Annotated in this window: 26 protein-coding genes and 1 tRNA gene; 22 read left to right on the top strand and 5 right to left on the bottom strand. The window is 66.0% G+C overall.

Annotated features, from left to right (window positions below):
* Window positions 1-5 precede the first annotated feature (5 nt).
* Window positions 6-461 (bottom strand): MAPEG family protein, encoded by a 456-nt coding sequence (locus tag PS060_RS16150; protein ID WP_273984530.1) that lies wholly within the window; start codon window positions 459-461, stop codon window positions 6-8.
* A 93-nt stretch (window positions 462-554) separates the two neighbouring features.
* Between PS060_RS16150 and PS060_RS16145 the strand changes: the two genes are divergently transcribed.
* Window positions 555-926 carry a tRNA-binding protein gene (locus tag PS060_RS16145; RefSeq protein ID WP_273984529.1) on the top strand — a complete coding sequence of 124 codons (372 nt, stop codon included), beginning with the start codon at window positions 555-557 and terminating at the stop codon, window positions 924-926.
* 67 nt (window positions 927-993) lie between these two features.
* Here PS060_RS16145 and PS060_RS16140 read toward each other — a convergent pair whose 3' ends face one another.
* Both PS060_RS16140 and PS060_RS16135 read right to left on the bottom strand, forming a co-directional pair.
* Window positions 994-3,381: a YbcC family protein gene (locus tag PS060_RS16140; protein WP_273984528.1), complete on the bottom strand. Its 2,388-nt coding sequence runs from the start codon at window positions 3,379-3,381 to the stop codon at window positions 994-996.
* Between the two features lie 32 nt (window positions 3,382-3,413).
* Window positions 3,414-4,973, bottom strand: coding sequence for a proton-conducting transporter transmembrane domain-containing protein (locus PS060_RS16135; protein ID WP_273984527.1), 1,560 nt, complete (start codon window positions 4,971-4,973; stop codon window positions 3,414-3,416).
* Between the two features lie 127 nt (window positions 4,974-5,100).
* On the opposite strand from PS060_RS16135, the gene PS060_RS16130 reads away from it, so the two are divergent.
* The 7 genes from PS060_RS16130 to PS060_RS16100 all read left to right on the top strand — a co-directional run bounded on the left by PS060_RS16130 (window position 5,101) and on the right by PS060_RS16100 (window position 12,324).
* Window positions 5,101-5,997, top strand: coding sequence for a LysR family transcriptional regulator (locus PS060_RS16130; RefSeq protein ID WP_273984526.1), 897 nt, complete (start codon window positions 5,101-5,103; stop codon window positions 5,995-5,997).
* An 84-nt stretch (window positions 5,998-6,081) separates the two neighbouring features.
* On the top strand, window positions 6,082-7,209 hold the full coding sequence (locus tag PS060_RS16125) for a beta-ketoacyl-ACP synthase III (protein WP_273984525.1): 1,128 nt from the start codon (window positions 6,082-6,084) through the stop codon (window positions 7,207-7,209).
* 39 nt (window positions 7,210-7,248) lie between these two features.
* Window positions 7,249-8,001, top strand: coding sequence for a phosphatidylserine decarboxylase (locus PS060_RS16120; RefSeq protein ID WP_273984524.1), 753 nt, complete (start codon window positions 7,249-7,251; stop codon window positions 7,999-8,001).
* A complete protein-coding gene (gene pssA, locus PS060_RS16115) occupies window positions 7,998-8,921 on the top strand; it encodes a CDP-diacylglycerol--serine O-phosphatidyltransferase (RefSeq protein ID WP_273984523.1) in 924 nt (307 codons plus the stop codon). Before PS060_RS16120 ends, pssA begins: the two co-directional genes overlap by 4 nt.
* 510 nt (window positions 8,922-9,431) lie before the next feature.
* Window positions 9,432-10,214 carry a 30S ribosomal protein S2 gene (gene rpsB / locus PS060_RS16110; protein ID WP_273984522.1) on the top strand — a complete coding sequence of 261 codons (783 nt, stop codon included), beginning with the start codon at window positions 9,432-9,434 and terminating at the stop codon, window positions 10,212-10,214.
* 134 nt (window positions 10,215-10,348) lie between these two features.
* Complete coding sequence (gene tsf, locus PS060_RS16105) at window positions 10,349-11,275, top strand: translation elongation factor Ts (protein WP_273984521.1); 927 nt, start codon at window positions 10,349-10,351, stop codon at window positions 11,273-11,275.
* Window positions 11,276-11,409: 134 nt separating this feature from the next.
* Window positions 11,410-12,324, top strand: coding sequence for an alpha/beta hydrolase (locus PS060_RS16100; RefSeq protein ID WP_273984520.1), 915 nt, complete (start codon window positions 11,410-11,412; stop codon window positions 12,322-12,324).
* A 13-nt stretch (window positions 12,325-12,337) separates the two neighbouring features.
* Here the strand turns inward: PS060_RS16100 and PS060_RS16095 are convergent, their stop codons facing one another.
* Window positions 12,338-13,168, bottom strand: coding sequence for a metallophosphoesterase (locus tag PS060_RS16095; protein WP_273984519.1), 831 nt, complete (start codon window positions 13,166-13,168; stop codon window positions 12,338-12,340).
* 97 nt (window positions 13,169-13,265) lie between these two features.
* Here PS060_RS16095 and pyrH point away from each other — a divergent pair, with 97 nt between their 5' ends.
* The 10 genes from pyrH to rpmE all read left to right on the top strand — a co-directional run bounded on the left by pyrH (window position 13,266) and on the right by rpmE (window position 22,858).
* Window positions 13,266-13,985 carry a UMP kinase gene (pyrH, locus tag PS060_RS16090; RefSeq protein ID WP_273984518.1) on the top strand — a complete coding sequence of 240 codons (720 nt, stop codon included), beginning with the start codon at window positions 13,266-13,268 and terminating at the stop codon, window positions 13,983-13,985.
* A 20-nt stretch (window positions 13,986-14,005) separates the two neighbouring features.
* A complete protein-coding gene (gene frr / locus PS060_RS16085; protein ID WP_017666180.1) occupies window positions 14,006-14,563 on the top strand; it encodes a ribosome recycling factor in 558 nt (185 codons plus the stop codon).
* A 61-nt stretch (window positions 14,564-14,624) separates the two neighbouring features.
* Window positions 14,625-15,266, top strand: coding sequence for a polyprenyl diphosphate synthase (gene uppS / locus PS060_RS16080; protein WP_273986956.1), 642 nt, complete (start codon window positions 14,625-14,627; stop codon window positions 15,264-15,266).
* Window positions 15,253-16,020 (top strand): phosphatidate cytidylyltransferase, encoded by a 768-nt coding sequence (locus tag PS060_RS16075; protein ID WP_273984517.1) that lies wholly within the window; start codon window positions 15,253-15,255, stop codon window positions 16,018-16,020. The genes uppS and PS060_RS16075 overlap by 14 nt, the downstream gene beginning before the upstream one ends.
* A gap of 7 nt (window positions 16,021-16,027) precedes the next feature.
* Complete coding sequence (dxr, locus tag PS060_RS16070; RefSeq protein ID WP_273984516.1) at window positions 16,028-17,194, top strand: 1-deoxy-D-xylulose-5-phosphate reductoisomerase; 1,167 nt, start codon at window positions 16,028-16,030, stop codon at window positions 17,192-17,194.
* Window positions 17,195-17,210: 16 nt separating this feature from the next.
* Window positions 17,211-18,308 (top strand): RIP metalloprotease RseP, encoded by a 1,098-nt coding sequence (rseP, locus tag PS060_RS16065; RefSeq protein ID WP_273986955.1) that lies wholly within the window; start codon window positions 17,211-17,213, stop codon window positions 18,306-18,308.
* Between the two features lie 187 nt (window positions 18,309-18,495).
* Complete coding sequence (gene bamA / locus PS060_RS16060; protein ID WP_273984515.1) at window positions 18,496-21,216, top strand: outer membrane protein assembly factor BamA; 2,721 nt, start codon at window positions 18,496-18,498, stop codon at window positions 21,214-21,216.
* Window positions 21,216-21,923 carry an OmpH family outer membrane protein gene (locus tag PS060_RS16055; protein ID WP_273984514.1) on the top strand — a complete coding sequence of 236 codons (708 nt, stop codon included), beginning with the start codon at window positions 21,216-21,218 and terminating at the stop codon, window positions 21,921-21,923. Before bamA ends, PS060_RS16055 begins: the two co-directional genes overlap by 1 nt.
* A 20-nt stretch (window positions 21,924-21,943) precedes the next feature.
* Window positions 21,944-22,420 carry a 3-hydroxyacyl-ACP dehydratase FabZ gene (gene fabZ / locus PS060_RS16050; protein WP_273984513.1) on the top strand — a complete coding sequence of 159 codons (477 nt, stop codon included), beginning with the start codon at window positions 21,944-21,946 and terminating at the stop codon, window positions 22,418-22,420.
* Between the two features lie 210 nt (window positions 22,421-22,630).
* A complete protein-coding gene (rpmE, locus tag PS060_RS16045) occupies window positions 22,631-22,858 on the top strand; it encodes a 50S ribosomal protein L31 (protein ID WP_273984512.1) in 228 nt (75 codons plus the stop codon).
* Between the two features lie 81 nt (window positions 22,859-22,939).
* On the opposite strand, the gene PS060_RS16040 is transcribed toward rpmE, so the two are convergent.
* Complete coding sequence (locus tag PS060_RS16040) at window positions 22,940-23,575, bottom strand: prolyl hydroxylase family protein (RefSeq protein WP_273984511.1); 636 nt, start codon at window positions 23,573-23,575, stop codon at window positions 22,940-22,942.
* A 232-nt stretch (window positions 23,576-23,807) separates the two neighbouring features.
* Between PS060_RS16040 and PS060_RS16035 the strand changes: the two genes are divergently transcribed.
* The 4 genes from PS060_RS16035 (at window position 23,808) to PS060_RS16020 (ending at window position 26,008) form a co-directional block, all read left to right on the top strand.
* Window positions 23,808-23,884, top strand: a tRNA-His gene (locus tag PS060_RS16035).
* A gap of 48 nt (window positions 23,885-23,932) precedes the next feature.
* Complete coding sequence (locus PS060_RS16030; RefSeq protein ID WP_273984510.1) at window positions 23,933-25,000, top strand: Glu/Leu/Phe/Val family dehydrogenase; 1,068 nt, start codon at window positions 23,933-23,935, stop codon at window positions 24,998-25,000.
* 118 nt (window positions 25,001-25,118) lie between these two features.
* Window positions 25,119-25,868, top strand: coding sequence for a heme ABC transporter permease CcmC (ccmC, locus tag PS060_RS16025; protein WP_273984509.1), 750 nt, complete (start codon window positions 25,119-25,121; stop codon window positions 25,866-25,868).
* Window positions 25,868-26,008, top strand: a complete 141-nt coding sequence (locus PS060_RS16020; RefSeq protein WP_273984508.1) for a hypothetical protein — start codon at window positions 25,868-25,870, stop codon at window positions 26,006-26,008. Before ccmC ends, PS060_RS16020 begins: the two co-directional genes overlap by 1 nt.
* Window positions 26,009-26,016: the final 8 nt, after the last annotated feature.

Here is a 26,016-nt window from a genome sequence, read left to right as displayed (position 1 = left end):
GTTCCTTATGCGGGGAGGGCCGAGGGGTCAGCCAACAGGGTTGCCATCACCGCCCGCACGCCAAGATAGATCAGCGCGAAGGTGGACAGAATAAACAGCGAGAAACGCACGGGAATCGTGTTCACGGTCGCCTGCCAGATCGAATGCACGATCCGCAGGCCCACATAGATCCACGCCGCCAGCGCATCGCCCGCACCCGGGCCCATGATCGCCAGGATCATCACCGCGGCATAGAACACCGTCGGCTGTTCCATCAGGTGGGCATAATTGTGCGCGGGCCAATTGGCTTTGTCGGGCAGCACGCCCTCCAGATCATTGCCGCGCACCCCGGGCTTGCTGGGCAGCACGGATTTGTCCGCGATCTTCGCCACCGCGCCGAAACGCGCCGGAATGATCCACAACAGCATGACGAGCGACCACACCACCAGCACGGCGGCAGGCGCGAGAATTTGCGCTTGCATCGATTGATCCCCTTCGAGAGCCTCTCTCTGGCGGCAACCTGCGCAGCGCGGAATGGATTGTCAAACGCAACCTATCGCCGCTAGGCTTGGCCCATGCACCTCGCCCATGACCCTGCCGATCCGCCGGCCGAGACGATTGGCTTCGACGACTTTCTCAAGGTCGACATCCGCGTCGGGCGGATCATTCGGGTCGATCCCTTCCCCGAGGCGCGCAAGCCCGCCTTCAAGCTGACGATCGATTTCGGCAAGGGGGTGGGCGTAAGGCGATCCTCGGCGCAGGTGGCGGCGCTCTACACGCCCGAGACGCTGGAAGGGCGTCTGGTTGCCGCGGTGGTCAACTTTCCGCCGCGCCAGATCGGCAAGTTCATGTCAGAGGTGTTGACGCTCGGCTTTCCCGATGCCGAGGGCCGGGTGGTGTTGTTCTCTCCCGATGCCGCCGTGCCGCTGGGCGCAAGGCTGTTCTGACCTAAGCCGCCCGCCCCATGTTTGGGTGCGGGCGGCGGCTGGGTTGCGACCCGTCGGGCTCACCCGATCACGCAGCAAGGCTCTCCTGACGCGCCGGCGCAGCATCGGCAAAGCCAAGGCCGGGGACATAGCGGCCCGCAACCTTCCCGCCTTCGAGCGCGAAGAGATGCAGCCAGCCATTGTCGAACAGCGCGCGCACGCTGGGGTGCTTGTCGAGGATGCGGAGCATTTCCTCGCGCGGGGCTTCGATCATCACGCTGAGGCGCAGCGGTTCGTGCTGGAGCGCATCGCCATCATGCACCGCCTGCCACGGCAGGCCTGCGCGCAAGGCTCCGCCATTGCCCTCGACCACCCCGATCCCGCCGACGACATTGTGGATCAGCTTGTTGCCGCCGCCGAACATTTCGGGCGCAACGCTGGAGCCGTAATACTGGAGCGAGATCCAGCTCGCCACCACCACCGGCGCGGTGATGATGAGTTCGAGCGTGCCGAAGCCTGCATCCGCGCGCCAATCGTAGGAATGGAGGAAGGCGCGCCCGCCAAGATCGCGGCCAGCGGTCGCCTCGCGCGGGGCGGCGATGAAGGCGGCGCATCCGGCAAGACCCCATTCGGGGCGAATCTCGGCCCAGTTCTGGGCGCGGGCCGGGATGCTGTCGCCGCTCGCGCCGGGGATGCGCAGCGCGCGCTCGGCACGGGCGACCTTGGCGGCCTGCGCCAGCATCCCGCGCACCTTGGCCAGATCAGCGGCGCGGGCGGCGGGCAGGCCGTCCTCATAGATCGTGATCGCGTCGGTCGTGGTGTCGTGGAGCCCTGCGACAAACAGCGTGTCGGCGGGCACCTCGACGCCCCGTTCGGCGAGGCCTGCGCGCGTTTCGGGGTCGTTGAGCAGGATCGCCAGCAGCCGTGCGGAAACCTCGCCAGTGTAGCCCCCGCAGGCACCGCAGTGATAGGCGCTTTCGTGCGGGTTGTTGGTGACGTTGCCACCGTGGCCGAGCAGCAGCACGACCTCGCCATGGCCCTTGGTCAGGCTCATCGCCTTGAGCACGGCCGCGCCGGTGTCGGCCTTGGCCTCGGCGCTCATCCCGCCGATAACTTCAGGGGCGGGTTCGGCCTTGGGTTTGGGGGTGAAGCCCAGCGCGGACTTCACCAGCTTTACCGCATAGACCGGCCCCATCGCCTCGACAAAGGCGAAGGAGGAGACCGCCGCCTGCCGGAAGCGGCCCCAGGCGCGCGCTGTGCGGGCCTTGATGCGGTCGGCCTGATCCTTGGCCGGATCGCCCGCGCTGGTGGTGGTGATGGCCGGATTGAGCAGCACCGGCAGGCGCGCTTCGAGGATGTCCGAGCCATGCGCGTGGTGCGCGAGCGGCAGGCCGAAGAAGCCGGCGAAGCCGATGGTGGCGATGCCTGGGTCGATGCCTTCAAGCGCGCGGCGGAAGACTTCCGACCGGACGTCGATGCAGAAGGCGGCCTGCAGGAAGGGGCGGGCTTCGCTTGCCGGCGCGGCGCCGTCCAGCGCGGCGGCGAGGCGGCGCTGGTGGCCGCGGTCGGCCGCGTCCTGAAGGATCGCGAGCGCGACTTGGTCTGCCGTCGGCACAAGCGGGGCGGCATGGGCGGCCACAGTCTCGGCCCAGCGCGTGGCAATCTGCGGGGTCTGCACCAGCAGCGCCTCGTCCCAGATCATGCGGATCGCGAGGAGATCCATCAGCGTGCGGTCGGTATCGCCCACCAGTTCCGCCTGCCACAGCAGCCAGCGGGCGTGCTGCGCCCAGCCACCAAGGCTCATGGCGAGGCGGTGGAGCGCGGTCGGCGCGCTGGTTTCAGTGAGGCCAAGCGTCTCGGCGGCCGAGAGGATCGCGCGTTCGGTGGTGTCAGGGGCGCAAGCCACATGGGCGCAAAAGCCCTTGAGACCGGCAATCTCCGGCGTGAGGTCGTGCAGCGCCCAGGCGCGCCAGGCAGCGAAGGCCTCGGCGCCGGGGGCAGGGCTCCACAGCGCCTGACCCCGGTCGAAATGGCCTGCGGCCCACAGGCCGACGCACTTGTCGATGAGGGCAGGCCAATCGATGCCGGTGGCCTCGGCGGCGAGATCGGCAACGGTCGGCAGCGCGCGGGGCGCGGGGCCGTGGCCGAGTTCTTCCGCGACCCCGCGCAAAGCTTCGACGCTGCGGGGCTTGAGCGGCGAGGCGGCGGCGGCGAGAGCCTCTGCCAAATCCTCGGTGCTGATCTGGCCCTCGGCGATGGCGCGGGCGTAGTCGGCCCCGCTGCGGGTGACGCGCACTCCGGCGACCCGCGCCAGGCGAGCGGCGGCGGCGGCGAGGTCTTCCTGCGTCTGCCCGAGGAAGGGGTTGACCGCCACGGTCGCATCAAGCGGGAAGGCAGGCGGGACGGCGCGACCGGCCGCTTCGGCGGCCTCGAGCACTGCCGAGAAATGGGCCGGGGCGATGTCAGTATGGTTCATCAGCATGGCGTTGTCTCCGTGGATTGCGTTCGTCAGCGGGTGATCGCGGTGCGGAAGCCGCCGATCGCGCGGTCAAGCAGGGCGTTGAGGTAGAGGCCATTGGCGAGGTGGACGCGCAGGCCCGCCATCGCCGGGTGGTGCGCCCAGAGCGGGAACAAGGCCTGTGCAAAGGCGACCAGACCGAAGCTCGCCACTGCGACCACGAGCAGCGCCCATTCAAGGTCGGTCGGGGCCGGGGCTTGCGGCAGTGCGGCGCCCCAGATCGCCTGGGCGATGGTCTGGAAGCTGAAGTACCCGATCGCGGCGGCGAGCGCGGCGGCGGCGGTGCGCTTGGTAAGCTGCGCCGGAGCGCGGTCGGCCAGACCCTGCGCAACAAGGTAGGCCACCCCGAAGATCAGGATCGCGCCCAGCGCCAGCGCCTGCGGCGACTTGGCTCCGAAGGCGGCGGTGAAGCTGGCCGCGATGGCCGCGAAGATGGCGAGGGCAAGGGCGAAGCTCTTGAGGACAGCCGCCACGCTCGGCACCGCGACCGGGCCGGGGCGGCGGATCGAGGCGACCTCGGCAACGGCGTTCCCCGAGGAGAGGAAAGCGTGCGCCTTGTAGAGCGAGTGGGCGATGATGTGCAGCAGCGCCAGCGTCCACAGGCCAAGACCGCATTGCAGCAGCATGAAGCCCATCTGCGACACCGTCGACCAGGCGAGCGCGGTCTTGATCGCGCTCTGGGTGAGCATCACGGCCGCCCCGAACAGCGCGGTGAGGCCGCCGATCATCACCAGCGCGGCCATCGCCCCGGTGCTCGCCTGCACCAGCGGCGCGGCGGTGATCAGCAGGACGCCGCCCGAATTGATGATCCCGGCATGGAGCAGCGCGGAGACCGGGGTCGGGGCTTCCATCACTTCAGTCAGCCAGCCGTGGAGCGGGAAGGCTGCGGTCTTGAGCGCGGCGGCGATGACGATGGCGGCCACCGCGAGCGTGCCCGTCAGACCCAGGCCCTGAAGGGTCACGGCGGCGGGGAGGGCGGCAAGGTCAAGCGTGCCGAAGCGTGCGGCGAGCAGCCCGGCGGCAATCACCAGCATCAGATCGCCGGTGTGCCACACCCCGGCAAACTTGGTCGCGGCGCGCTGCGCCTCGGCGCGATCGGGGTAGAACAGCAGCAGCTTGCGCAAGGTGAGGCCCACCGCGATGGCGGCGAGGATCATCGTCGGCAGGGTGGCCGCCTGCACGAACACCAGCACCGCGGCGAGCGTCGTCAGCATCAGCCCGTGGAACGCCCCCTCGCGCGCCTCGCCATCGAGGTAGGTGCGGCTGTAGCGCATCACGATCCAGCCGATGAAGCCGACAAGGGTCGCCATGCTCGCCGCTACCAGATCGCTGCGCAGGCCGAGCGCCGCAATGCCGTCCAGCAGTGTCAGGTCTGGGGAGGAGACACGCGCCGTCTGGACAAGGCCCGCCAGTGCCAAGGCAAAGGCGGTAAAGGCGGCCCCTTCCGACCAGCGCGGCAGGGCGCCGGGGCGCTTGCCGGGGCGGGCGAGGGCGAGCAGGATCACCGGCAGCAAGGCCAGTGGGGCAAAAAGGGAGAGGGCGATCGGCATGGCGGCACTCCGGTGGAGCAGGGGTCTGCGAGTGCTCAGCCGGATAGGGACTGGACGAAATTAAAGAAAATACATATTTTGCCGCCAATCGTTCGTCTCAATGGAACGTTTAGGCTGAAGCTCGACCATGGCGACTCTCAATCTCCACCATTTGCGCCTGTTCCGTGCCACCGCGCGCGAAGGCACGCTGACCGCCGCCGCGCGGGCGCTTAACATCTCGCAAAGCGCCGTCTCGACCCAGATCAAGGCGCTCGAAGCCGACCTCGGGCACGACCTGTTCGAACGTCGGGGGCGCAATCTGGTGCTGACCGAAGCGGGGCGGATCGCGCTCGATTACGCCGACCAGATCTTCCGCGCCTCCGAACAGCTCGCCGCCACCTTCCGCGCGGTCGGCGGGCAGCGCAAGGTGCTGCGCATCGGCGCGCTGGCGACCCTGTCGCGCAACTTCCAGATGCGCTTTCTCGAACCCGTGCTGGGGCGCGACGATGTCGAGGTGGTGCTGCGCTCGGGCGCCCAAGGCTCGCTGCTGCGCGCGCTCGACGCCTTGCGGATCGACGTGCTGCTCACCAACCAGATGCCCGCGCGCGATGCCGCCAGCCCCTATCTTGTGCGCCGGATTGCCGAACAACCGGTGAGCCTGGTCGGATCGCGTTCGCGCCTGGCGCTTGCCGCGCAAGGCCTGCCGCGCCTCCTGTCCATCGCGCCGCTGATCCTGCCGACTCCTGAAACCGCCCTTCGCGCCGGTTTCGATGCGCTGATCGAGCAGATGGGGATCGTCCCGCGCATCGCCGCCGAGGCCGACGACATGGCGATGCTGCGCCTGCTGGCGCGCTCTGACGCGGGCGTGGCGGTCATCCCGCCGATCGTGGTGCGCGACGAGTTGGCCAATGGCACGCTCTACGAACTCGCGCAGCTTCCCGGCATCAGCGAGGAATTCTTCGCCGTCACCACGCCGCGCACCTTCCCCAATCCGCTGCTGCGCGAGGTGCTCGATCCGGCTGCGGCAGACAGCCCCGGCGCGTGACCGCCCACTGACATTGTGCCGGCAAGGCTTGCGAGGCCGCCGCAGCAGGATTAAGGCCGCGCCCTTCCCAGACACGAGAGTTCCATGCAGGAAACGCAAGTCGCACTTACCGGCCGCCCCGTCATTTCCGCCACCGGGCTGTTCACGCCGCCCGAAAGCATCACCAATGCCGAGCTGGTCGCGAGCTTCAACGCCTACGTCGATCGCCACAATGCGGCCCATCCCGATGCGGAGCCGCTGGCCTATTCCTCGGTCGAATTCATCGAGAAGGCGAGCGGCATCAAGGCGCGCCACGTGATGAGCAAGGCGGCGATCCTCGATCCCGACATCATGTGCCCGCGCCTGCCTGAGCGCGCGAATGACGAGATCTCGGTGATGGCCGAAATCGGCGTGATTGCGGCGCGTCAGGCGCTCGAGCGCGCGGGCCGCCGCCCCGAGGATGTCGATGCGGTGTTGTGCGCCGCCTCGAATATGCAGCGCGCCTACCCGGCGATGGCGATCGAAATTCAGGAGGCATTGGGCATCGAGGGCTTCGGCTTCGACATGAATGTCGCCTGCTCCTCGGCAACCTTCGGGATCCAGACCGCGGCGGATTATGTGCGCGCAGGCAATGCACGCTCGGTGCTGGTGGTCAGCCCGGAAATCACCTCGGGGCACCTCAACTGGCGCGACCGCGACAGCCACTTCATCTTCGGCGATGTGGCCACCGCCGTGCTGGTGGAGGACGCAGCGATTGCGCCGGCGCAGCACTGGGAAATCCTCGGCACGAAGCTGAAGACGGTGTTCTCGAACAACATCCGCAACAATTTCGGCTTCCTCAACCGCGCCCATCCCGAAAGCACCGGCAGCGCCGACAAGCTGTTCGTGCAGGAGGGGCGCAAGGTGTTCAAGGAAGTGGTGCCGATGGTCGCGCAGATGATCGTCGATGAAGCCGCGCGGTTGGGGCTTGATCCGGCGGGCCTGCGCCGGCTGTGGTTGCACCAGGCCAATGCCGGGATGAACCGGTTGATTGCGCAGAAGGTTCTCGGCCACGAGGCAAGCGAGGACGAGAGCCCGACCGTGCTCGACACCTATGGCAACACCTCGAGCGCAGGGTCGATCATCGCCTTCCACCAGCATTCGGATGATCTGGCGGCGGGCGATGCCGGGCTGATCTGTTCCTTCGGCGCGGGCTATTCGGCGGGCACCGTGTTCGTGCGCAAGGTCGCCTGATGGTTGCGGGTTTGCGCGGCTCTGCCTAGAAGCGGGCCAATGGCAGGCGAAATCCTCGATAACAAAGGCCGGGGGGAGGCGGGCTGGGATTGGCCCGCGATCCATCCGGAAGGTCGCAAGTTCGGTCTGATCGCGGTCGCGGTGGGGCTGTTCCTGCTGTGGCCTGTGGGGTGGAGCCTGATCGGCTGGCCGGTGCTGCTCGCCTCGGCCGGGGTGTTCGCCTTCTTCCGCGACCCTGAACGTGTCGTTCCCCAGACTGAAACCGCGATCGTCGCACCGGCTGACGGGCTGGTGACGCAGATCATCGAGACCGAACCGCCGCTTGAACTTCAGATCGAGGACGGATCGGGCATTGCCGGGCTGTCGGCGGGGCCGGTCACGCGGGTGTCGATCGTGCTCAGCCTGTTCGATGTTCACATCAACCGCACCCCGATCGGCGGGACGGTGCGGCGCGTGGTGTACATTCCGGGCCGCTTCATCAATGCGGAGCTCGACAAGGCGAGCGAGGACAATGAACGCCAGCACATCCTGATCGAACGCGGTGACGGGTTGAAGCTCGGCTTCACCCAGATTGCCGGTTTGCTGGCGCGGCGGATCGTGCCTTTCGTCAAGCCGGGCGATATCGTCGCCAAGGGGCAGCGGGTGGGGCTGATCCGGTTCGGCAGCCGGGTCGATGTCTATCTGCCGGCGGGAACCGATGCCAAGGTGATGATCGGTCAGAGCGTGATTGCGGGCGAAACGGTGATTGCCGAGCTCGGCCAGCGCGGTTTGATCGAGGGGATCGCCCAATGACCCGTCCGGCAGCGCGCACGCCGCGCAAGATCCGCGCCGTCCGCAAGCTGCCCGGCGCGCGTTTCCTGCGCGCCCGTCTCGGCCCCAAGGCGGCCGAGGACGAAGACGAGGATGTCGTTCTGTCGGAGCGTGATCCGGGGGCGGGCGGACTGACGCTGCGGGCGATGCTGCCCAATGTGATTACCGCTGCGGCGCTGTGTTCGGGCCTTACCGGCATCCGTTTCGCGATCGACGGGCAGTGGACCTATGCCATCGGCCTTGTCGTGCTGGCCGGCGTGCTCGATGGGATCGACGGTCGCATCGCGCGGCTCTTGAACGCCCAGTCGCGGTTCGGTGCCGAGCTCGACAGTCTGGCCGATTCGCTCAGCTTCGGGGTGGCCCCGGCGCTGATCCTGTTCCTGTGGAGCTTGCAGGATTGGCCGCGCTTCGGCTGGTTTGCCGCGCTTGCCTTTGCGATCTGCTGCGCGCTGCGGCTGGCGCGGTTCAACGCGCGGATCGACATGGACGATCAGCCGCACAAGTCTGCCGGCTTCCTCACGGGTGTCCCCGCGCCGGTGGGGGCAGGGCTTGCTTTCACGCCGTTCTACCTGTGGCACGAGACCGGGATCGGCCTGTTCCGCGATCCGGTGCTGATGACCGGCTGGCTGACGGTGATCGCGATCCTGATGATTTCCAACATGGCAACGCTCAGCTGGGCCTCACTGCGCCCGCGCCGGTCGATCCGGCTGCCGCTGATTGCCTTTACTGGCCTCGCCTTTGCCGCGCTGCTGCTGGAACCGTGGTGGACGCTCGCAGCGATCAGCACCACCTATCTCGCGCTGATGCCTTACGGCTTGCTGAAATACGGCGCGATCAAGCGGCGGCGCAGGCTCGAGGCTGCATCAGCAGCGGACGCTGCGCCGGACGCCGGGGCGGCATAGCAGCGCGCATCTGCCGCGCCGGGCGCAGCCGCATCTCCGCCGCAGCCGCAAGGTGGACCACAAGCTCAGCCTCAAGCGCCGCGCGCTCTGCCAGCAGCCGCCCATACGCCACCCGCGCCTGCATCAAGGTGTCGGTGATGGTCAGCAAGGCAACCACGGCGGCAAAGACCATCAAAGCGGAAACGGCGAGAGCAAGCATGGCGAAGTCCCCTGATTCGTGAAAGCTGATCGTTCGTTCTTTGTTCCCTCGCGTTGTTCCCTAGGTGTTCTCCTGTGTCAAGCGACTTTGTTCGTCTCCTGTTCCGCTGTGACCAAAGGTGCGCAGCGGTGGGTCGATAAAGGGCTGGATTTCCGGCGCGCCTGCGGGTAAGGGCGCGCTCGCTTCTGCAAGGACATTCGGTCGTTGGAGAGGCTATTTCACATGGAAGGCGCACATACCGGTGCCGTTTGCGGGACACTCCGCACACGCGGTTCCAGCCTTCCAGAGGAACAACCGGAAAGGAAATACCTATGGCGGCACCTGTCGTCACCATGCAGCAATTGATCGAGGCCGGCGCTCACTTCGGCCACCAGACCCACCGCTGGAACCCGCGCATGAAGCCGTACATCTTCGGCGCGCGCAACGGTGTCCACATCATCGACCTGTCGCAGACCGTGCCGCTGTTCGCGCGCGCGCTCGATTTCGTCGAGCAGACCGTGCGTTCGGGCGGCAAGGTGCTGTTCGTCGGCACCAAGCGTCAGGCGCAGGAGCCGATCGCGGAAGCCGCGCGCATGAGCGGCCAGCACTTCGTCAACCACCGCTGGCTGGGCGGGATGCTCACCAACTGGAAGACCATCTCGGGCTCGATCCGTCGTCTGAAGTCGCTCGAAGAAATGCTTTCGGGCGACACCTCGGGCTTCACCAAGAAGGAAGTGCTCCAGCTCACCCGTGAGCGTGAGAAACTGGAAATGTCGCTCGGCGGCATCCGCGACATGGGCGGCATTCCGGACGTGATGTTCGTGATCGACGCCAACAAGGAAGATCTGGCGATCAAGGAAGCCAACGTGCTGGGCATTCCGGTGATCGGCATCCTCGACACCAACGTCGACCCCAACGGCATCGCCTTCCCGGTTCCGGGCAACGACGATGCGAGCCGCGCGGTGCGCCTCTACTGCCAGGCGATCGGTGAAGCGGCGCTCGCGGGCAAGGGCAAGTTCCAGGCTGACGTGTCGAGCGATTTCGGCGCGATGGCCGAACCCCCGGCCGAAGCCGTCATCGCTGACGAGCCGGCCGCGGAAGAAACCGAAGCCTGATTTTCGGCGCGCAGGTGCGGCGATCCTGTCGTCGCGCCTCCGTCACAATCCCCCTCTAGCGCGCCCGGCATTGCCCTCCGTCACCGGATGGCAGGGCCGGGCGCCCATACACACAGACAAGAAGGAATTTCTCCATGGCCGATATTTCCGTCGCCGACGTGAAGAAGCTGCGCGAGCGCACCGGCGCTGGCATGATGGACGCCAAGAAGGCGCTGACCGAAGCGGGCGGCGACATCGAAGCAGCGGTTGACGCGCTGCGCGCCAAGGGCCTTGCCACCGCCCAGAAGAAGTCGAGCCGTACCGCGGCTGAAGGCCTCGTCGGCGTGCTCGTTCAGGGCACCAAGGGCGTTGCCGTCGAGATCAACTCGGAAACCGACTTCGTCGCCAAGAACGACCAGTTCCAGACCTTCGTGCGCAACGCCACTGCGGTCGCGCTCGAGACCGGCACCAGCGACGTCGAAGCATTGAAGGCAGCGGCCTATCCGGGCGGCGGCACTGTGGGTGACAAGCTGACCGAGAATGTCGCCACCATCGGCGAAAACCAGCAGATCCGCCGCATCAAGCAGGTCGCCGTGACGCAGGGCGCGGTCGTGCCCTACATCCACAACGCGGCCGCCGATGGCATCGGCAAGATCGGCGTGCTGGTCGCGCTGGAATCGGACGCCGATGCCGACACGCTGAACGCGCTCGGCAAGGACATCGCCCAGCACGCCGCGGCGATGTTCCCGCAGGCGCTGGACGCTGACGGCCTCGACGCCGACGTGATCGAGCGCGAGCGCAAGATCGCCGCCGAAAAGGCTGCCGAAAGCGGCAAGCCCGCCGACGTGCAGGCCAAGATGGTCGAAGGCGCGGTGAAGAAGTTCGCCAAGGAAAACGCGCTGCTCAGCCAGATCTTCGTCAAGGACGGCAAGGCGACGGTCGAAGAATACATCGCCAAGGCCGCCAAGGACGCGGGCAAGTCGATCAAGCTGGTCGACTACGTGCGCTTCCAGCTCGGCGAAGGCATCGAGAAGGAAGAAGTCGACTTCGCCGCGGAAGTCGCCGCGACCCTCAAGGGCTGATCCTTCCCCCCGATTATCGGAAAAACGGCACGGGCTGGGTGGTATCGACCACCCGGCCCGTTGCTTTTGGGCGTTGCGCCAAGGCAATCGCCCCGCAACGATAATCGGGGCCGTTCATGCAATTTCTCAGACATATGCTGGTCCCTGCGGCCATGCTTTCGGCCTGTTCGGCAGCGCCCGCCAGCGATGCCGCGCCCGCAGCGGCCCCGGTGCAGCGGGGGGAAGGGCAGGCTTACGAGCTGCTCGGCACGCAGGTGTTCGACGTTCCCGATCCGGCGAGCGGGATTGCCTATCAGGTGTTCGTCAGCCTGCCGCCCAGCTATGCCGCCGAGCCCGAGCGTCGCTATCCGGTCGTCTATGTGACCGACGCCGATTACGGTTTTCCGATGCTGCGTGCGATCGGGCGGCGGATGAACGGGGAGGGGCCGCGCATCGCGGAATTCATCCTCGTCGGCCTGTCCTATGGCAAGGGCGAGGACCCGATGGCCAGCCGGCGGCGGGATTACACGCCGACCGGTAAGGGCGCATCCGGTGCCCCGGCGGGCGCGGTTCACGGACAGTCTCTGCGCTATCGTGATTATCTGCGCGAGGCGGTGCTGCCCTTCGTCGAGGCCCGATTCCGGGCCATGCCGGAGCGCCGGGTCTATGTCGGCCATTCCTATGGCGGCCTGCTGGGCGCGCAGATCCTCATGACGCAACCCGATATGTTCAGCGGCTATGTGCTGGGGAGTCCGTCTTTCTGGTTCGACAGGAAGTATCTGCTGCGGGAGGCTCCCGCACTTCTCGGGAAGCTTCAAGCTATCGACGCCGATGTCTACATGTACGTCGGCGAGTTCGAGGCGCAGCGCATCGGTGACAATCGCTACCAGCAGGAGGTCGACATGGTGGCCGACAATGCTGCATTTGCCGCCTTGCTGCAGGACCACGGCTTTGCCGGGCTGAGGCTCCAGTCGGATGTGCTGGCTGACGAGGATCACCTCTCGGTCGCGCCGCGCGGTTTCACCAGGGGACTGCTTCACACGTTGGCAGTCCCGGACAGCGTGGATTGACCTGGCCCCGGCCTCAGCGCTTCGCAGGCCGTATTTCTATCAGCCACACCTCGGGATGGGTGAACAGCCGTAAGGGCAGCAGGCTGGTGCCGATCCCCGCGCTGGTGACCAACACCTTGCCATGCTGGCGCGTCACCCCGCAGGCATAGAGGTCGCCATAGGCTGACATGGTCGCAGGCGCTCCGCCCCACGGCCAGGCGATCTGGCCGCAATGGGTGTGCCCGGCGAGCACCAGATCAACATCGACCGGCACCTGCGGGAAGATATCCGGCGAGTGGGTCAGCATGATCCGCGCGCCCTGCATCTCTGCCATGGCGGCGACAGTCGCGGGCACATCGGCGCGGCCGGTAAAATCGTCGTCGACCCCGCCGATCGCCAGCGGCCCGGCCCGCGCGGCCTGATTGCGCAGCACGGTGATCTGGCGATAGCGCGCCAGCTCGCCCGCCAGCGCCTCCCACCCGGCCCAGTGATCGTGATTGCCCGGCACCACCACCACGCCCAGCGGTGCTGACAAGCGCCCAAGCGGCGCGATCACCTCGGCGGGGGTGTAGATATGGGTCGCGGTGCGTTTCTCGCTGATGAGATCGCCTGCGATGACCACCAGATCGGGCTTCAAGGCGTTCACCTGCGCCACGATCCGCGCCAGCCGTTCGGGCGGCATATCGGGCCCGGCGACATGGATATCGGCAAGCATCGCGATCCTTACCGGAGTCGATCCCGCCGCCATGCTGCGCGCCTCAATCGTCAATTGCTCCACCACCGGAGCGCGCATGGTATCATGCCACGCCTTGGCGATCAGAGCGCAGGCCAGCACAAGCACGACAAGCGCAGCCTTGCGGATCATTGTCTTGGCGCTTTGCACCGCTATCCTCTTGGCAGCAGGGTGACACCCCGATAAAGGCCCAGCGCTACCCCATTCCCGCCAGAAAGCCGATAGCCCTATGTCCCTGCCCACGATCAAGCGCGTCCTCCTGAAACTTTCGGGCGAGGTCTTGATGGGCAACCAGCAGTTCGGGATCGATCCCGAATTCGTCGCCGAGCTCGCCAAGGAAGTGAAGGCGGCCAAGGAAACCGGGCTCGAAATCTGCCTCGTGATCGGCGGGGGCAACATCTTCCGCGGGATGGCGGGTGCGGCCAAGGGGATGGACCGGGCGCAGGCCGATTACATGGGGATGCTGGCGACCGTGATGAACGCGCTGGCGATGCAGAACGCGCTCGAACAGCTCGGCGTCCAGACCCGCGTGCAGTCCGCGATCGAGATGGACAAGGTGTGCGAGCCGGTGATCCGCCGCCGCGCCGAACGCCATCTCGAAAAGGGCCGCGTGGTGATCTTCGCCGCAGGCGTGGGCGCGCCCTATTTCACCACTGACAGCGGCGCAGCGCTGCGCGCGGCGGAAATGCGCTGCGATGCGCTCTTGAAGGGCACCAGCGTCGACGGGGTCTATGACAGCGATCCCAAACACAACCCGGATGCCGTGCGTTTCGATACCGTCACATACGACAAGGTGCTTGCCGATAACCTCAAGGTGATGGACGCCTCTGCCGTGGCGCTCTGCCGTGACAACAAGATTCCGATCGTGGTCTTCTCGATCCGCGAGAAGGGCAACCTTGCCCGCGTTCTGGCGGGCGAGGGTGTCCAGACCATTGTCCAAGACAGCTAAGAACGAAGGAAACCCCAGCCATGCCGCAATTTGACAAGGCCGATGTCGAGCGCCGGATGAAGGGCGCAGTGGAATCGCTCAAGAGCGATCTTCAGGGCCTGCGCACCGGCCGCGCCAACACCACGCTGCTCGATCCGGTGCAGGTCGAGGTCTATGGCTCGATGATGCCGCTCCAGCAGGTCGCGACCGTCTCCGCGCCCGAGCCGCGGATGCTCTCCGTGCAGGTGTGGGACAAGTCGAACCTCCACGCGGTCGAAAAGGCGATTGCCTATGCCAATCTCGGCCTTAACCCGATCATCGACGGCCAGACCCTGCGCCTGCCGATCCCCGATCTGACGCAGGAGCGCCGCAAGGAGCTCGCCAAGCTTGCGGGACAGTATGCCGAGAAGGCCAAGATCGCGATCCGCAACGTGCGCCGCGATGCGATGGAAAGTCTCAAGGCCGACGAAAAGAAGAAGGAAATCTCCGAGGACGATCGCAAGCGCTCGGAAGATCAGGTGCAGAAGCTGACCGACCAATACGTCAAGGAGACGGATGAGGCGGCAGCCAAGAAGGAACAGGAAATCCTGACGCAGTAAGGCGGCACGGATTGTGGGGAACGGATTGGACCAGGCGCGCGCCAGACACGTGGCCATCATCATGGATGGCAATGGCCGCTGGGCCAAGAAACGTGCGCTGCCGCGCGCGGTCGGGCATCAGCGCGGGGTCGAGGCGGTGCGGCGGCTGGTGCGCGCGCTTGAGCCGACGGGGCTTGAATGCCTGACGCTCTATGCCTTCTCTTCCGAAAACTGGAAGCGTTCGGAGGACGAGGTCGACGATCTGATGAACCTGATGCGCCGGTTCATCAAATCCGACCTGCCTGAATTCGTTGCCAATAATGTGAAATTGAAGATCATCGGCGATTGGCAGAGCCTCGCGCCCGATATCGTCGCGATGCTCGAAGATGCGCTCGCGCAGACCGCCAATGGCAAGCAGACGCTCGCAGTCGCGCTCAACTACGGCGGCCAGCACGAGATTGCGCGCGCGGCTGCCAAGGCTGCGGCGCAGGGCGAGGTGACGATCGACACCATCGCAGCACAGCTCGACACGGCTGACTTGCCGCCGCTTGATCTGCTAATCCGCACCAGCGGGGAAATCCGCCTGTCGAATTTCCTGCTGTGGCAGGCGGCCTATGCCGAGATGCTGTTCGTCGATACGCTGTGGCCGGATTTCGAGCCTGCACATCTGACGCAGGCGCTACATGATTTTGCGCGGAGGGAGCGGCGCTATGGCGGACGGTGAGGTGCGGGTGCGTGACCCCAAGGCGGGCGTTTCCGACCTGCCGGTGCGGCTTGCCTCGGCGATTGTCATGCTGGTGCTGGCGGGGGCTGCGCTGTGGCTGGGCGGCTGGTTCTGGACGGGCTTTGTGGCGCTGATCGGGGCTGGCATTGTCTGGGAATGGAACCGGCTGATCGAACGCTTCGGCATGACCGGGCTGGGCGAGACCGCGTGGTTCTTTTCCGGGGTCGTCTATATCGGCGGGGCAGCGCTGGCGATGGTGATCGTGCGCAACGGCCTCACCGACTTTTTCCCGAACTCGCCGATCCGGGGCTATGGCCCGCTCGAGGTGCTGCTGGTGTTCATTCTGCCGATCATTGCGGTCGATGTCGGTGCCTACTTCGTCGGCCGTATGGTCGGCGGGCCGAAGATCGCTCCGAAGATCAGTCCGGCCAAAACTTGGTCGGGTCTGGTGGGCGGCGCGCTCGCGGCGGGGCTGGTCGGGGTTGCGGTCGAAGTCAGCGATCTGGGCCCAGCCTCGGTGGTGCCGAGCTTTACGCTGGTCAATCTCGGGTTTGCGATGCTGGCCGGGCTGATCATCGCAGTGCTGGCGCAGGCGGGGGATTTCTTCGAAAGCTGGATGAAGCGGCGCGCAGGCGTGAAGGATTCAGGGGCTCTCATTCCGGGTCACGGCGGCTTGTTTGACCGGCTCGACGGTTTCCTCGGGGTGTTCTTCGTGCTGTTTCTGATTGCCATGCTGCCTGCTTTGCTGGGATGATGCCGGGATGACGCGCACGCTCACCCTGCTTGGTGCCACCGGCTCGATTGGCGCATCGACGCTCGATCTGGTGCGGCGCAACCGTGACGTCTGGCAGGTGGAGGCCGTCACCGCGCAATGCAGCGCCGCCGAACTCGCCGCGCTGGCGATCGAATTCGGGGCCAAGCTGGCGGTGGTGGGGGACGAGACCTGCCTGCCTGAATTGCGTGCGGCGCTGGGGGCGAGCGGGATTGCGGCGGCAGGCGGACGCGCGGCGCTGGTCGAGGCGGCGGCACGGCCCGTGGACATGACGGTCGCCGCCATCGTTGGCTGCGCGGGGCTTGCGCCGGTCATGGCGGCGGTGGAGCGCGGCGGCACGATTGCGCTCGCCAACAAGGAAGCGCTGGTTTCCGCAGGCGAAGTGCTGATGGAAGCGGTCGCCAGGCACGGCGCGACCCTGCTGCCCACCGATTCCGAACACAACGCGATCTTCCAGTGCCTTGCCGGCAATCGCATCGAGGATGTGGCGAAGATCACCCTCACAGCCAGCGGCGGCCCCTTGCGCACCTGGTCGATGGAGCAGCTGGAGGCGGCAACCCCTGCACAGGCGGTCGCGCACCCCAACTGGTCGATGGGCGCCAAGATCAGCGTCGATAGCGCGACGATGATGAACAAGGGGCTCGAATATATCGAGGCCTTCCATCTCTTCCCGGTCGGGCTGGAGAAGCTCGGGATCGTGGTGCACCCGCAGAGCGTGATCCATTCGATGGTCGAGTTCCGCGACCGTTCGACGCTCGCGCAGCTTGGCCCGTCCGATATGCGCGTTCCGATTGCCTCGTGCCTTGCATGGCCGCAGCGAATGGCGACGCCGCTTGAGGCGCTCGATCTGGCGGCGATCGGCGAGCTGACTTTCTTTCGGCCTGACGAGGAGCGCTTCCCCGCCACGCGCCTTGCCCGCGAGGCGATCAAGGCCGGGGGCTCCGCGCCCGCGATCCTCAATGCAGCCAACGAAGTGGCGGTCGCGGCGTTTCTTGCCGGTCAGATCAGGTTCACCCGGATTGCCGCATTGGTCGAAGAAACCCTGATGCGCAGCAATGATGCCCCGCGCCCGGCCAGCCTTGAAGAGGTGCTGGCCGTGGATCAATCCGCCAGGATGCAGGCGCAACGCCTGCTGGAGACCCGCGCCCTTGTTTGAAGCACCCCCGTTCTGGATGTATGTGATCGGCTTCCTGCTTGTGCTGGGGCCGCTGGTGACGTTGCATGAGCTGGGTCACTACCTTGTCGGGCGGTGGTTCGGGGTGAAGGCGGAAGCCTTTTCGGTCGGTTTCGGCAAGGAACTGGCGGGCTTTACCGACCGTCACGGCACGCGCTGGAAGCTCTCGGCGCTTCCGCTGGGTGGCTATGTCCAGTTCCGGGGCGACATGAACCCGGCCAGCATCCCCGATCCGCATATGCCGGCAGAGGAGGGCAGCTTCCAGAATGCAGCCCTGTGGAAGCGCGCGCTGATCGTGGCCGCAGGGCCGGTCACCAACCTGCTGCTCGCCATCGCCATCTTCGCGGCCTTCTTCGCGCTGTTCGGCAAGCCGGTGATCGCCGAAGAGGAAGATTCGCGGACCATCGGGGCGTTCTCGCCAGGCAGCGTCGCCGAGGCGGCGGGCATGGAGGTGGGCGATGTCGTCATTGCGATTGATGGTCGCCCGATCCGCGATTTCACCGATCTGAAGACCAAGGTGGCGCTCCATCCGGGCAAGCGCATGGTCTTTAGCCTTGATCGCGCGGGCCGCGAGGTCGAGGTTGCGCTCACCACAGCACGGGTCGAGCGCAAGGACAGTTTCGGCAATGTCAGCACCGAGGGGCTGATCGGCGTTGCCCCTGCGGGCGGCAAGTATGAGCTTGAAGAGGTTGGCATTCTTGAAGCCATCCCGCTTGGCGTGAAGCAGAGCTGGGACTTCACCGGGATGATGGTCACCGGCATCCAGCAGATTTTCACCGGCGAACGATCGATCAAGGAGTTGGGCGGGCCGCTCAAGATCGCCAAGTATTCGGGCGAGCAGATGAGCCTCGGGCCGCTCGCCTTCATCAATTTTGCCGCGCTGATCTCGCTTAATTTGGCATTCATCAACTTCTTGCCAATCCCCGCGCTGGATGGCGGGCATCTGATGTTCTACGCGGCCGAGGCAATCCGCCGGAAGCCGGTGGGGCCGCAGGCGACCGAGTGGGCCTATCGCACCGGGATTGCGCTGGTGCTGATGCTGATGGTGATGGTGACCGTGAATGACATCGTGACCTTGCCGATCTTCGGGAGCTGATCGGCACGGGGGATACGGCAGGACTGCCATACGCTCGCGGCTTGACCCATGCAGGCGACATGGGGCAGAGGCGGCTTCCGGGGACGACAGAGCAGCGCGAGGCGGGTGCGCACAGTTGCAGGCAAGGTTTACGTCGCGGGTCGCAAACAGGCGTCGGCCACAGGGTTGAGAACGGGATTTTAGCTGCATGAACCGATTGAGCGAGACGGGCGCGGTGCCGGTCAATTGCAACCCTGCCTCCGCGCGGCGTCCGGCCTCGGCTCGGCTGACCGGGCTGCTGTGCTGCGGATCGATCCTCGCCGGGATGCCCGCGCTGGCCCATGCGCAGGAGGCCGCCGCTCCGGCCGCGCAGCCCGCGGCGCCCGTCGCCGCGCCGCGCAGCAACACCATCCGCACGATCACCGTGGTCGGGGCCGAGCGTCTCGAGCCGACCACGATCCTCAGCTACATCCGCTTGCGGGTCGGGCAGGAATACACCTCGGCCGGCGCTGACGAGGCGCTCAAGGATCTCGGCGCGACCGAGCTCTTCGCCAATTTCTCGATCCGCAATGACGGCGGCAATGTCGTCATCACCGTGACCGAGAACCCGGTGATCAACCGCATCGTGCTGGAAGGCAACGAGCGGCTGAAGAACGACAAGATCCTGCCCGAAATCAAGCTCTCGCCGCGCCAGATCTTCACCCGTTCGAAGGTGCGCGCCGATGTGTCGCGCATCATCGAGCTGTACAAGCGCCAGGGCCGATTCGCCGCGCAGGTCGAGCCCAAGATGGTGCAGCTGCCGCAGAACCGCGTCGATATCGTGTTCGAGATCAGCGAGGGGCCCAAGTCCAAGGTTCGCCAGATCAACATTCTCGGCAACGAGAAGTTCTCCGACGGCAAGCTTCGCGGCGAGTTCGTGACCAAGCAGGCGCGTCTCACCAGCTTCTTCAGCTCGAACACCAGCTACGATCCCGATCGTCTCGCCTTCGACCAGCAGAAGCTGCGCCAGTTCTACCTGACTGAAGGCTATGCCGACTTCCGCGTCGTCTCGGCCGTGGCGGAGCTGACCCCGGATCAGCGCGACTTCATCATCACCTATGTGGTCGAAGAGGGTGAGCGCTACACCTTTGGCGACGTCAAGGTCGACAGCCAGCTGCGCGACTTCGACAGCGAGGTGATGAGCGCCCAGCTGCCGATGAAGAACGGCGATTTCTACAACGCCAAGACAGTCGAGGACACGGTCGAGCAATTGACCGAGCTGGCGGGCCGTTATGGCTATGCCTTCGCCGACGTCCAGCCGCGCTTCAACCGCAACCCGGAAGAGCGCAAGATGAACGTGACCTTCGTCCTGCGCGAGGCGCCGCGCGTCTACGTGGAACGGGTCGACATCAACGGCAACACGCTGACGCAGGACAAGGTCATCCGCCGCGAGTTCCGTCTGGCCGAAGGCGATGCCTTCAACAGCCTCGGCGTCCAGCGCACCACGGCGCGCATCAATTCGCTGGGCTATTTCCAGGAAAACTTCGAAGTCACCCAGACCGAAGGCAGCGCGCCCGACCGGATCGTCCTCGAAGCCAATATCGAAGAGCGCCCGACCGGTGAATTGCAGTTCTCGGCCGGCTTCTCCTCGATCGAGCAGTTCATTCTGGCAGGCTCGATCCGTCAGCGGAACTTCCGCGGTCGCGGCCAGACCATCGGCCTCAGCGTCAACTATTCGCAGTTCTCGCGCTCGGCGCAGATCAGTTTCTCCGATCCCTATATCTTCGATCGCAACATCTCCGGCGGGATCGACATCTACCGGCGCGATTTCAACAGCTTCAACTTCACCGGCAACAACCGCAACACGACCTTCGAACAGGCCACCACCGGCTTCTCGATGCGCGCGGGCGTGCCGCTGACCGAGTATATGTCGCTGATCGGCAGCTACACGCTCAACTACGAAGACGTGTCGCTCGATGAGACCCTGTTCTTCTCCGACACCGATGGCGATGGCGACCGCGAGTGCGATCCGCTGCGCGCAGGCCGCTTCCTGTGCGATGCAATCGGAACGCGGCTCTCCTCGATCGTGGGCCTCAGCCTCAACTACAACTCGCTCAACTCGCGCATCCGTCCTTCGCGCGGCAAGACGATCTCGCTCAGCGCCGAATTTGCCGGGCTGGGCGGGGATGTGCGCTACACCCGCTTCCGCGGCCGCGCGCAGCAGTTCTGGAACGTCGGCAATTCGGGCTTCATCTTCTCGATCCTCGCCGAAGGGGGCACGATCATCCCGCTGCAGGAACGCGCCGGCGCGGGCGTCGATGACGTGCTGCTCACCGACCGCTTCTTCCTGGGCGAGCCGCAGATCCGCGGCTTTGCGATCCGCGGTGTCGGCCCGCGCATCCTGACCCAGACCTCGCAGCTCGATCAGTTCGGCCGCCCGGTGGTGGATGCCAATGGCAACATCCAGTTCTTCACGGATCGCAACCAGGTGCGCGATGACGCGATCGGCGGCCGCAACTATTACCTGGGCCGCGCGGAGCTTGAAATTCCGCTGGGTTCGGGTGCGCGCGAGCTGGGCCTGAGGCCTTCGATCTGGGCCGATGTCGGCGCTCTGTGGGGTGTCGAAACCCCGGTGCTGACCGTCAATCCGGCCGGCACCCCGCTGCGCAATGATGCGGGCGAGGCGCTGTACCAGATCCCCAACACCTCGACCACGACCACCAGCCCGACGCAGGCTGACGGCTCGCCCAACATCCGCCTGATCCAGTCGGGGACGAACATTCGCGAGGTGTTCCTCGGCAATTCGCCCAGCCCGCGCGTGACCGCCGGGATCGGGGTCAACTGGAACTCGCCCTTCGGACCTTTCCGCATCGACTTCGCTCAGACCATCCGCAAGGTGGAAGGCGATGACGAGCGGCGCTTCACCTTCAACGTAGGAACCCAATTCTGATGACCCGTTTCACCAAGCTTCTCGCGGCCGCCAGCGTCGCGCTCGCCGCCACGACTGCGCTGCCCGCGCACGCGCAGGTCGATGGCAAGATGGCCTCGGTCGACGCGACCCGCACCATCATCAGCACCACCGCATTCCAGACTGCCTATCAGCAGATCGAGACCACTTACGCCTCGCAGAACGAACTGCGCCGCACCAAGGCGCAGGAGCGTCAGACGATGCTGACCAAGTTCGACAAGAACGGCGACAAGCAGGTCGACGAGACCGAGCAGGTGGCGATGAAGAAGTCGCCCGATTATGCCAAGCTCCAGACGCTTGAGCAGGAAATCATCGCCATCACCAACCAGATCGATGGCGCGCGCATTTTCGCGATCGAGCAGATCATCGTGCAATATGGCTCGGCGCTGCAGGACGTGTTGACGGCCGAGCAGATCAAGATCGTGCTCGATCCGTCGGTCATCCTCTATTCGCCCCCCGAAGCCGACATCACCATGAAGGTGGTCACCGCGCTCAACGCCCGCGTGCCCGCTGTCGGCGTGGTGCCGCCGTCGGGCTGGGGGCCGAGCCGTGAAGGCGCGCAGGTCTATCAGGAAGTCCAGCAGCGCCTCCAGCTGGCCGCGCAATATGCCGCCGCCCAGCAGCAGGCACAGCAGGCGCAGGGCGCGGCAGCTCCGGCAGCCGATCCCAACGCGCCGGTCGGTCGCTGATCGGTTGAAGGACGCCTGACATGAGCGACACGGGTAGCGCGGCCGCCGAGGCACCGCTGGATTACGATATCGTCAAGATCCTCAAGGCCTTGCCGCATCGCTACCCGTTGCTGCTGGTCGACCGGGTGAAGGCGATCACCCTCGGGGAACGCATCCACGCGGTCAAGGCCGTGAGCATGAACGAGCAGTTCTTCCAGGGCCACTTCCCCGGCGCGCCGATCATGCCCGGCGTGCTTCAGATCGAGGCGCTGGCGCAGGCCGCGGGCATCCTCGGGATCGAGACGATGGAACTGGCGGGCACGGGCAAGCTGGTGATCTTCATGGGGATCGAGAACGCCAAGTTCCGCGCCCCCGTGACGCCCGGCTGCCTGCTCGATCTGCACGTCGAATTCACCCAGAAGCGCAGCCGCGTCTACAAGTTCAAGGGCGTGGCAAGCGTCGAGGGCAAGACCACCTGCGAAGTTGAATTCACCGCGATGATGACCGACGCTCTTTGATGTGCGCGGGGCCATCCGGCCCCGCGTCCTCGCTAGACGCGCGGCTAGCCGCGCCCGCTGCGGGCGGCTGGTCAGCCTTGCGGTCGCTACGCGACCGATCATCGCCTGAACTTCCGTGGTTGCATTGGTTCGCTTTCGCCACTAAGGCGCGCGCTTCCCATTCATAGCTGTGCCGGTCGGAACCGGCGCCATGCTGCAAAGGATACCGTCATGAAGACCGAAGGTCACCCCGATTACCACATGATCACGGTCAAGATGACCGATGGCACCGAATTCCAGACCCGCTCGACCTGGGGCAAGGAAGGCGATGTGCTCGCGCTCGATATCGATCCGCTGAGCCACCCTGCCTGGACCGGCGGCAAGCAGCAGGTTTCCGAAGGTGGCCGCGTGGCCGCGTTCAACAAGCGTTTCGGCGGGCTCAGCCTCAAGAACAAGTAAGCTATCACAAGCTGCGCGGGTTTCGGCCCGCAACGAGGGAGGCGGGCCGACGGGCTCGCCTTTTTCGTATCTGGCCCGCGTTCAGCCCTGCCAGGGCCGCTCGCGATACCACTTGGTGATGACGTATTTGACGCCCTTCCGCACCTTCATGCCGTGGTGGAGAGTGGCCGGGTTGACCGCCCCGTCGGCCAGCCGGTTGTTCCAGCACAGCAGCTTGCCCGCTTCGGGCTGGAAGGTCTTGTCCAGCAGCTTGAACCGCGTCGCCCCGCCTGCGGCGACATCATTGAGATAGACCATGAAGGTCCAGGTGCGGTTGCCCGAATTGGCGCAATAGGTGTGGAAGTCGCGCCCGCCCGGCACGAAGTAGTCGGTGTGCGGCTTGAACTCCTGCCCCTCGGCGTAGCGTTGGCCCTGAAGGGGTTCGCCAAAGGCCGGATCGATCCCGCACAGCGCCGTCAGCAGCGCCTCCATCCGCGCAACGGCGGGCAGATCGGCGGCGAGGTCGCAGGTCTCGCTGGTGCGGAAATAGGCATCGCCATTGTCGTCGGCGATGGTCGAAGGACGGCGGTCGGCGTCGATCAGCGCGATCAGTTCGGCGGCAAGGGTCACGGGCACGAATCGCTTCAGCTGGAACAGCTCGGCCTTGGGAGTGGGCACGCGCTGCACGCCGGGCTGCGCGGCGAGGTGTGCGGCGGTTGAGTCGCGGGTGATGATCATGGCTGGCCAAGGATAGAAGCCCGACAGGTCGAGGCAATCACTTTGGCGCCGCGAAACAATCTTGCGTCCGCACGGTCACAAAGCAGTTTTCGCTTCCCTTGAGCAAGGCTTTGTGCAAGAGGCGCGCCTCCCTGCTGAGCGCACTTGACGGTGTGTCCGGCTTGCGTCAACCGCAGCGCTTCGCGCAAGGGCGGCGGCAACCGGAACGGTGGCTTGCGGGCAGGGGCGTGTGGCGATCATAGCTCAGTTGGTTAGAGCGCCGGTTTGTGGTACCGGAGGTCACGGGTTCGAACCCCGTTGGTCGCCCCATCTCTCCCTCAGGTCATGCTGGCTGTCCTGCCCGACAGGGGAGACGACATGACCGCATTCTGGGCCGAGCCCGATTTCGACGCGCACGAGCTTGTGCAGCTGGTTCACGACCGGGCGAGCGGGCTGACGGCGATCATTGCGGTTCACTCCACGCATCTCGGCCCCTCGGCGGGTGGCACCCGCTTCTGGCATTACAACGAACCTGCTGCCGCGATGCGTGATGCGCTGCGGCTGTCGCGCGGGATGAGCTACAAGAACGCGATGGCAGGCCTGCCGATGGGCGGCGGCAAGGCGGTGATCCTTGCCGATGAACAGCGCATCAAGACCCCGGAAATGCTCGCCGCTTTCGGTGATGCGGTCGAAGCGCTGGGCGGGCGTTACGTCACCGCCGAAGACGTCGGCATCTCCGAGGCCGACATGGTGGCCGTCTCCCAGCGCACCGCGCACGTCTCGGGCCTGCCGGTCGAGGGCGAAGGCAGCGCGGGCGGCGATCCGGGGCCGTTCACGGCTTACGGTATCTATCTCGGCATCAAGGCGGCGGTGCGCCACAAGCTGGGCAAGGACAGCGTGGCGGGCGTGCACGTCGCGCTGCAAGGCACCGGCTCGGTCGGCGGCGGGGTGGCGCGGTTGCTGGCGAAGGACGGCGCGAAGCTGACGCTGGCCGACATCAACACGGCCCGCGCGGCAGCTCTGGCGGACGAGTTGGGCGGCGTGGCGGTCGCCTCCGATGCGATCATGGCGACCCCCTGCGACGTCTTCAGCCCCAATGCGCTGGGTGCGATCCTCGACGATGCGGGCATTGCCGCGCTCGACTGCGCGGTGGTGGCAGGCGGAGCGAACAACCAGCTCGCGCGCCCGGAACACGGCACGAAGCTGGCAGCGCGCGGCATTCTCTATGCGCCCGACTATGTCATCAACGCAGGCGGCATCATCTCGGTCGCAACCGAATACCTCGCCCGGCGCGAGGGGCGCAGCGGCGGCATTGCCGAGGTCGACGCTCTGATCGCGCAGATCCCCGGACGGCTCGAATCGATCTGGGCCGAAAGCGAGAGCAGCGGCCTCACCGCCGATGTTGTCGCCGACCGGATGGCTCAGAAGCTGATCGGACGCGGCTGATCGCGGGTTGGTGATCGGGCGCGGGTGCCGGAGGCGGGAACTATTCCGTCCTGCCACCATTTGCGCTCTTGTCGGGAACGGGTGTAAGGCTACAAGCCCGCAGCGACAGCGAAAACCGATGCACATCTACGCCAATCCGACCCGATTCCTTGCTCTGGCAAAGTGGCTGATGCCGCTCCTGTTCTGGAGCGGTCTGGTGCTGTCGCTGGGCGCGGTCGGATGGGGCCTGTTCATGGTGCCGCCCGACCGGCTGATGGGCGAGACGGTGCGGATCCTGTTCATCCATGTGCCCGCCGCTTGGCTCGGCATGGGGGGCTGGGCCGGGATCGCGATTTCCTCTGCCATGCTGCTGATCTGGAAGCACCCGCTCGCAGCGCTTTCGGCCCGAGCGATTGCGGTGCCGGGGATGGTGTTCTGCGCGATCTGCCTTGCCACCGGCTCGATCTGGGGCCGCCCGACCTGGGGCACCTGGTGGGAGTGGGACGGGCGGCTGACCTCGATGCTCGTCCTGCTGTTCCTCTATGCCGGCTACATCGCCCTCACCGAAGCGGCGGAAAAGGAAGGCTCTTCCAGCAAGATCGCGGCGATTTTCGGCATGGTGGGTGCGGTCAATGTGCCGATCATCAACCGTTCGGTGGTGTGGTGGAATTCGCTTCACCAGCCGCCCAGCATCACCGCAGGCAAGAGTGCTATCGAGCCGACCTTCCTTGTGCCGCTGCTGATCGCGGTGCTCGGCTTCTCGCTGCTGTTCGGCGCGATCGTGCTGATGCGGATGCGCGCGCTGATTGCCGAGCAGCAGGTCGAGGCGCGCCTGCGCCGCCGCGCGCTCGATGATGATGCGCCCGTCCCAGCGATGGGGCAGGCCTGATGCGCGAGCAACTGGATCAATGGGATTTCGTGTGGCTCGCCTATGGTGTGGGCGGGCTGGCTCTGGCGCTCTTGATCGTCTGGGCATGGCGCGCGATGGTGCGCGCCGAGGCGAAGCGTGACGCAAGCCGGCGGCGCTGAGGAAGAGA

The organism is Erythrobacter sp. BLCC-B19 (assembly GCF_028621955.1).
Lineage (GTDB): Bacteria > Pseudomonadota > Alphaproteobacteria > Sphingomonadales > Sphingomonadaceae > Erythrobacter.
The sequence above is the reverse complement of the archived record's forward strand: the minus strand, read 5'-3'. Positions and strand labels throughout refer to the sequence as shown.

What these genes read in the sequence shown, in the direction of transcription:
- PS060_RS16150 (WP_273984530.1), bottom strand. Translation starts at nt 461, where the DNA reads ATGCAAGCGCAAATTCTCGCGCCTGCCGCCGTGCTGGTGGTGTGGTCG.
- PS060_RS16145 (WP_273984529.1), top strand. Translation starts at nt 555, where the DNA reads ATGCACCTCGCCCATGACCCTGCCGATCCGCCGGCCGAGACGATTGGC.
- PS060_RS16140 (WP_273984528.1), bottom strand. Translation starts at nt 3,381, where the DNA reads ATGAACCATACTGACATCGCCCCGGCCCATTTCTCGGCAGTGCTCGAG.
- PS060_RS16135 (WP_273984527.1), bottom strand. Translation starts at nt 4,973, where the DNA reads ATGCCGATCGCCCTCTCCCTTTTTGCCCCACTGGCCTTGCTGCCGGTG.
- PS060_RS16130 (WP_273984526.1), top strand. Translation starts at nt 5,101, where the DNA reads ATGGCGACTCTCAATCTCCACCATTTGCGCCTGTTCCGTGCCACCGCG.
- PS060_RS16125 (WP_273984525.1), top strand. Translation starts at nt 6,082, where the DNA reads ATGCAGGAAACGCAAGTCGCACTTACCGGCCGCCCCGTCATTTCCGCC.
- PS060_RS16120 (WP_273984524.1), top strand. Translation starts at nt 7,249, where the DNA reads ATGGCAGGCGAAATCCTCGATAACAAAGGCCGGGGGGAGGCGGGCTGG.
- pssA (WP_273984523.1), top strand. Translation starts at nt 7,998, where the DNA reads ATGACCCGTCCGGCAGCGCGCACGCCGCGCAAGATCCGCGCCGTCCGC.
- rpsB (WP_273984522.1), top strand. Translation starts at nt 9,432, where the DNA reads ATGGCGGCACCTGTCGTCACCATGCAGCAATTGATCGAGGCCGGCGCT.
- tsf (WP_273984521.1), top strand. Translation starts at nt 10,349, where the DNA reads ATGGCCGATATTTCCGTCGCCGACGTGAAGAAGCTGCGCGAGCGCACC.
- PS060_RS16100 (WP_273984520.1), top strand. Translation starts at nt 11,410, where the DNA reads ATGCTGGTCCCTGCGGCCATGCTTTCGGCCTGTTCGGCAGCGCCCGCC.
- PS060_RS16095 (WP_273984519.1), bottom strand. Translation starts at nt 13,168, where the DNA reads ATGATCCGCAAGGCTGCGCTTGTCGTGCTTGTGCTGGCCTGCGCTCTG.
- pyrH (WP_273984518.1), top strand. Translation starts at nt 13,266, where the DNA reads ATGTCCCTGCCCACGATCAAGCGCGTCCTCCTGAAACTTTCGGGCGAG.
- frr (WP_017666180.1), top strand. Translation starts at nt 14,006, where the DNA reads ATGCCGCAATTTGACAAGGCCGATGTCGAGCGCCGGATGAAGGGCGCA.
- uppS (WP_273986956.1), top strand. Translation starts at nt 14,625, where the DNA reads ATGGATGGCAATGGCCGCTGGGCCAAGAAACGTGCGCTGCCGCGCGCG.
- PS060_RS16075 (WP_273984517.1), top strand. Translation starts at nt 15,253, where the DNA reads ATGGCGGACGGTGAGGTGCGGGTGCGTGACCCCAAGGCGGGCGTTTCC.
- dxr (WP_273984516.1), top strand. Translation starts at nt 16,028, where the DNA reads ATGACGCGCACGCTCACCCTGCTTGGTGCCACCGGCTCGATTGGCGCA.
- rseP (WP_273986955.1), top strand. Translation starts at nt 17,211, where the DNA reads ATGTATGTGATCGGCTTCCTGCTTGTGCTGGGGCCGCTGGTGACGTTG.
- bamA (WP_273984515.1), top strand. Translation starts at nt 18,496, where the DNA reads ATGAACCGATTGAGCGAGACGGGCGCGGTGCCGGTCAATTGCAACCCT.
- PS060_RS16055 (WP_273984514.1), top strand. Translation starts at nt 21,216, where the DNA reads ATGACCCGTTTCACCAAGCTTCTCGCGGCCGCCAGCGTCGCGCTCGCC.
- fabZ (WP_273984513.1), top strand. Translation starts at nt 21,944, where the DNA reads ATGAGCGACACGGGTAGCGCGGCCGCCGAGGCACCGCTGGATTACGAT.
- rpmE (WP_273984512.1), top strand. Translation starts at nt 22,631, where the DNA reads ATGAAGACCGAAGGTCACCCCGATTACCACATGATCACGGTCAAGATG.
- PS060_RS16040 (WP_273984511.1), bottom strand. Translation starts at nt 23,575, where the DNA reads ATGATCATCACCCGCGACTCAACCGCCGCACACCTCGCCGCGCAGCCC.
- PS060_RS16030 (WP_273984510.1), top strand. Translation starts at nt 23,933, where the DNA reads ATGACCGCATTCTGGGCCGAGCCCGATTTCGACGCGCACGAGCTTGTG.
- ccmC (WP_273984509.1), top strand. Translation starts at nt 25,119, where the DNA reads ATGCACATCTACGCCAATCCGACCCGATTCCTTGCTCTGGCAAAGTGG.
- PS060_RS16020 (WP_273984508.1), top strand. Translation starts at nt 25,868, where the DNA reads ATGCGCGAGCAACTGGATCAATGGGATTTCGTGTGGCTCGCCTATGGT.